Origin of the sequence: Streptomyces niveiscabiei, assembly GCF_001419795.1 — a bacterium.
GTDB lineage: Bacteria > Actinomycetota > Actinomycetes > Streptomycetales > Streptomycetaceae > Streptomyces > Streptomyces niveiscabiei.
In genome coordinates this window covers 1-3,561 of sequence record NZ_LIRL01000782.1, presented here as the reverse complement: position 1 = coordinate 3,561, position 3,561 = coordinate 1, and the positions used below count along the sequence as shown (strand labels likewise).

Below are 3,561 nucleotides of genomic sequence, written 5' to 3'. Positions count from 1 at the left end.
ACCGCAAACCCGCGGGTGCCGCCCGCAGCGCGGTCGCGGCGATGCAGCCGGGCTGGAACCTCGGCAACACTTACGACGCGATCCCCGACGAGACGTCCTGGGGCAACCCGCCCGTCACCCGGGCCCTCCTCCACCACGTCAAGTCGCAGGGTTTCCGCAGCATCAGACTCCCCGTCACCTGGAGCGGCCACCAGGGCGGCGCCCCCGGCTACACCATCGATCCCGTCTGGCTGGGCAAGGTCCGGCAGGTCGTCGACTGGGCGCTCGACGAGAACCTGTACGTCCTGCTGAACATGCACCACGACTCGTGGATGTGGCTCAACACGCTGCCCACCGACCACGACAACGTCCTCGCCCGCTACACCGCGACCTGGACGCAGATCGCCGCCGCGTTCCGCGACCACTCCCCCAAGCTGACGTTCGAGAGCGTCAACGAGCCCACGTTCACCGGCACGTCGGGCGACGACCAGAACTACCGGCTCCTCGCCGAGCTGAACCGCGTCTTCCACACCGTCGTCCGCGCGTCCGGCGGCGGCAACACGAACCGGCTGCTCGTCCTGCCGACCCTCTACACCAACTCCGAACAGGGCCGCCTGGACGCGCTCGCCGCCGAACTCACCGCCCTGCGCGACCCGATGATCGCGACAACCGTCCACTTCTACGGCTGGTGGCCGTTCAGCGTGAACATCGCCGGGTACACGCGCTTCGACGCGACCTCCGAGCAGGACCTCACCGCCCACTTCGACCGCGCCTACAACACGTTCACCGCGCACGGCGTGCCCGTCATCATCGGCGAGTACGCGCTCCTCGCCTACGACCACACCCGGCCCGGGATCATCGAACGCGGCGAGGTGCGCAAGTACTTCGAGTACGTCGGCAACTACGCGCGCCAGCGTCACCTCACCACCATGCTCTGGGACGCCGGGCAGTTCCTGAACCGGGGCACCCTCCAGTGGCGCGACCCCGAACTCTTCGCCCAGATCAAGTCCAGCTGGACGACCCGCTCGGGCACCGCCTCCACCGACCAGGTCTTCCTCCCCAAGTCGGCCCCGATCACCGCCCAGACCATCACCCTCAACCCCAACACGACCACCTTCCAGGGCCTGCGCGTCGGCTCCCGCAACCTCCTCCGAGGCCGCGACTACACCCTCTCCGGCAACCAACTCACCCTCACGGCCACCGCCTTGACGGACCTCGCGGGCAACCGCGCGTACGGCCTCAACGCGACCCTCCAGGCACGCTTCTCGCGCGGCGTCCCCTGGCGGATCGACATCGTCACCTACGACACCCCGGTGCTCTCCGACGCCTCCGGGACCACCAGCGGCCTGACCATCCCCACCCAGTTCCGCGGCGACCAGCTCGCCACGATGGAGGCCCGCTACGACGACGGCACCAACGCGGGACCGGCCAACTGGACGCCGTACCAGCAGTGGGACACCGCCTTCACCGCGTACACCTCCGACTCCATCAAGCTCACCGCGGAGTTCGCCAACTCGCTGCGGGACAACGCCCGGGCGACGCTGACCTTCCACTTCTGGAGCGGGGCGACCCTCACGTACCACGTCGTCAAGGCGGGCGGGGTGGTGACCGGGACCGTCTGACCCACAGCTCCTGCCCGTGACGCGCTGCCGTGCGCGTCACGGGCAGGTTCGGCGGTTCAGCGCGTCGGGGGGGCGAGACGGCCGGTCCGTGATGACGGCGTCGTGGCCGATCCACTCGGGGCTGTGGGCCGCCTCGTGCAGGAAGGCGGCGATGTCCGCGCGGCTGATCTTCGGGTTGCCCTTCATCGGGAGGCGGTCGGCGGCGCGGTACGTGCCCTGGGCTGGGCCGCTGGTCTCGGGCAGAGCCAGGCAGTGCCTGTCCGGGCGGAGCCGCTGCGGCGGGCCCGGTCAGGCGATCATGCGGTCGGCGGTGAGTACGCGCGTCGCCTCGGTGAGCAAGGTGTACAGCCGCGCGGCGGGCAGCGGGGCACCCGGGTCGGCGGGAGGCGGCGTCTGCGGCAGGTCGCCGGTGCGCAGACCTTCGGCGAACCGCGCCATGAAGGCCATGATGTCGGTGGCGTCGGCGAAGTACGGCACCGCGTACGCGGTGGTCTCCGGTTCGAAGCGCCAGCTCTCGGCCAGCGAGCCGGCGTCGACGACGTCGAAGCCCAGCCGGCCGATCAGGTCCGCGGCGTCCTCCTTGGCCCTCGGGTCGTCGCCCGCGATGGGCAGGGCGGTGCGGTCGACGGCGTCGGCGGGGCGGGCGAGCGCGGGGATGTGGAAGTCGCTGATGTTGTTGAACGCCTTGACCAGCTTCGCGCCGGCCAGGTGTTCCTGGACGAGTTCGCTGGTGGTGGCCTTGCCGGTGTCGAGGACCTCTATGCGGCCGTCGCGGAACGGGTAGTAGTTGCTCGTGTCGAGCACGACCTTGCCGGCCAGCGCTGCGGTCGGGAGGTTCCGGTAGGCGGTCAGCGGAATGCTCACCACCACCCAGTCGCCGGCCCGGGCCGCCTCTTCGGGGGTCGCGGCACGGGCCCGCTCGCCGAGTTCGGCGACCGTCTCCGACAGGGTCTCGGGACCGCGGGAGTTGGCCAGGACGACGTCGACGCCGGCCGCGACCGCGAGGCGGGCGATCTGCGTGCCGATGTTGCCGGTGCCGATGATGCCGAGTGTTGCCATGGAAAGGGTCTCCTGATCTCGCGGGCCGCAGGGTCCAGCGGAAGTCGAGCGGGGGTCGAGCGGAAGAAGTGCACGCTGAGGCCGGGGCTTCCCGCACCACCGAACCGGAGCAAGTGCTCCTCTTCAAGGTAGCACAAGCGGAGCGAATGCTCCTCTTAAGTGGAAGATAAACGGAGCAACCGCTCCCCTTGAGCACGGCACAGCCGGAGCACATGCTCCTCTTAAGGGTGAATCAACCGGAGCGGACGCTCCGCAATATCGCGGTTCCCTGTACCCTGAATCCCGTGAGCCTCGCCGACCAGCCGACTTCCGCGCCCGCGCCGCCCGCCAAGCGCGGACGCCGGGCCGACGCCGAGCGCAACCGCGCCACGATCATCGAGGCGGCGACCGCCGTCTTCGCCGAGCACGGCGGCGCCGTCGACGTCCGCGAGATCGCCCGGCGCAGCGGCGTCGGCATGGGCACCCTCTACCGGCACTTCCCGACCAAGGAGGAGCTGCTCACCACAGTCCTGGAGCTCCAGTTCACGTCCTGGCTCACCACCGCGCACGACGAGGCGACCGCCACGGAGGATCCCTGGCAGGCGCTCACCGGCTTCTTCGAGCAGATGCTGACGACCCAGTCCCGCAACCGCGCGGTCATCGAGAGCTACGCCGCCACCGGCGGCCCCTCAAGCTCCTGCGCCCAACGCTGCTACTCCTTCATCGACGAGCTGCGCACCCGCTGCATGGACGCCGGCCTCCTGCGCCCCGACGTCACCACCGCGGACCTCGTCCTCCTCAGCGGCTCCCTCACCCAGGCGGTCCTCACGACAGCCGACACCCACCCCGGCCAGTGGCGCCGCCTCCTCCAGATCTCCCTTGACGGCCTCAGCAGCCGCAACACGGACCCCCTGCCCGCCCC

4 protein-coding genes are annotated in these 3,561 nt (G+C 70.2%); 2 read left to right on the top strand and 2 right to left on the bottom strand.

Annotated features, from left to right (window positions below):
- On the top strand, nucleotides 1–1,601 hold a 1,601-nt coding region (locus AOK24_RS33495; protein WP_055723775.1), incomplete at its 5' end, for a cellulase family glycosylhydrolase.
- A 36-nt stretch (nucleotides 1,602–1,637) separates the two neighbouring features.
- On the opposite strand, the gene AOK24_RS46610 is transcribed toward AOK24_RS33495, so the two are convergent.
- Together AOK24_RS46610 and AOK24_RS33490 are read right to left on the bottom strand one after the other, a co-directional pair.
- Nucleotides 1,638–1,787, bottom strand: a complete 150-nt coding sequence (locus AOK24_RS46610) for a hypothetical protein (RefSeq protein WP_338060966.1) — start codon at nucleotides 1,785–1,787, stop codon at nucleotides 1,638–1,640.
- A gap of 102 nt (nucleotides 1,788–1,889) precedes the next feature.
- A complete protein-coding gene (locus AOK24_RS33490) occupies nucleotides 1,890–2,660 on the bottom strand; it encodes an NADPH-dependent F420 reductase (RefSeq protein WP_055723774.1) in 771 nt (256 codons plus the stop codon).
- 284 nt (nucleotides 2,661–2,944) lie between these two features.
- Here AOK24_RS33490 and AOK24_RS33485 point away from each other — a divergent pair.
- On the top strand, nucleotides 2,945–3,561 hold a 617-nt coding region (locus AOK24_RS33485; protein ID WP_055723773.1), incomplete at its 3' end, for a TetR/AcrR family transcriptional regulator.